1 protein-coding gene is annotated in these 1,532 nt (G+C 62.7%); it reads right to left on the bottom strand.

Going from position 1 to position 1,532, the window contains the following annotated elements; all coding sequences use genetic code 11:
- Window positions 1–160: 160 nt before the first annotated feature.
- Complete coding sequence (locus tag RGD00_RS23240) at window positions 161–1,225, bottom strand: PDDEXK family nuclease (RefSeq protein WP_010397950.1); 1,065 nt, start codon at window positions 1,223–1,225, stop codon at window positions 161–163.
- Window positions 1,226–1,532 lie beyond the last annotated feature (307 nt).

Raw genomic sequence — 1,532 nt, 5'->3', positions numbered from 1 at the left:
CAGCTCGCCATCATGTTCGAAGACCGCTTCCCAATGGCCTAACACAACGCGTCAGGCACAAAATTCGGCACAGTCTCTGGTCTTGGGCATGATGGGCTCCGGCAGAACGTCCTGATCCATCACGCTCTTGTCGGCTACGATTGCAAGTCGGGACCGACCGCTATTCCGAGGGTGCGAACGCGATCTCTTTGTCAGGAAACGCGTCACGCAAATTGACCATGGCCTCGTCAAACGCCCTGCCACCCCACTGGTTCAGAAAGGCGTAGGTGCGTCCTTCGAAGTGTAGGAGTTCGTCATCACCGCAGAAGTAGCGGCCTGGATCGAAATTCCGTCCCTCCCTTGCTCGGGCCTCCTTCGCCAAGCGATGGAAGTCCTCAGCCACCACCTCGCCCTCCACGGACACGAGGGCCCGATTGGCCCGCGGGCCACAATGCTTGGCGACCTCCTCCGGTGCGATCCCGCTCTCCACGAGGTGGCGGAACACCTGATAGATCGCGTGTCGCTTCCGCAGGCCCGTCAGTTGGCGCCCGCCGAGGGTGACGTCGTAGCTGGTCCAGTCTCGCGTGTCCGTGCGCGCCTCGCGCTCCTTGCGCTTCTTCTCGGTGACGCGGACCTGGTATTCCGCGACCTCCGGAAGCGGGATGATCTGCTGGACATCAACGAGGACACGACCATCAAGGCCGTAGGGCTGGAGACGCACGCATCGGATGTCGATGCCACGCTCGATCAACCAGAGAACCGATGTCGTAAGCTCGCGGCTGAACTCGGCCGAGGCCAGGACGATGCGGACGTCCTGCGCGAAGGCATCCTCGTCGGGCTCGTCCCACCCGAGGAAGTCGAGCAGCTCGGCCCGCGCATCCGTGTCGGCCTTGCCGATCTGCGTGAGATAGCGAGCGAACACATCGGCGGCCTGGTCGAAGGTCATGGTCGAGACCATCGCGGCGTAGCGAAGGGCCTGCAGTTCCATGTGGCCGCCGTCCTCGGTCCGCTTCAGTTCGATCACCACGAGGTTGGCATCGCGGTCGATGCCGAGGAGATCGATGCGCCGGCGCGACTCGTCCCAGTCCCCGAACTCCTCCGCGATCACCAGCGTGTCGGGTGCGACCACGGCGATGTTCGCCCGCAGCAGCCGCTGCAGATCGCGCCGCTCCTGCAACTGCATCAGACCGAACGTAGTCTTGCTGAGGGGACGGATTTCTTCGCTGGCAAACTCGTAGATCGGCATGGGCAATTCGGGCCTTTCGGGAATTGCTCCTATCCAAGCGCAGCGACACCGCGCGTGCAAGCGCCGTCACGTTCCCGGGGTCGCCCCGATCAAGCGGAGAGTGCGACGCGAGTCGGCGCCATCCGTTGACACGCGGCGTCGTGGTTCTGTTGACACAGTGTTGACACGGACTTGGAACGCAAGAAGCCTCCCGTTCGGGAGGCTCTTAAGAAGCTGTATTCTTTGATAGATTTGGTTGCGGGGGCAGGATTTGAACCTGCGGCCTTCAGGTTATGAGCCTGACGAGCTACCGGGCTGCTCCACCCCG

It is taken from the genome of Ruixingdingia sedimenti, assembly GCF_031432425.1.
GTDB classification, from domain to species: domain Bacteria; phylum Pseudomonadota; class Alphaproteobacteria; order Rhodobacterales; family Rhodobacteraceae; genus Ruixingdingia; species Ruixingdingia sedimenti.
Note: the sequence above shows the minus strand (reverse complement) of the source record. Positions and strands in the feature narration are given on the sequence as shown.

Bases quoted from the DNA above. Each gene is read 5' to 3' on its own strand.
- RGD00_RS23240 (WP_010397950.1), bottom strand. From the start codon at position 1,225: ATGCCGATCTACGAGTTTGCCAGCGAAGAAATCCGTCCCCTCAGCAAG.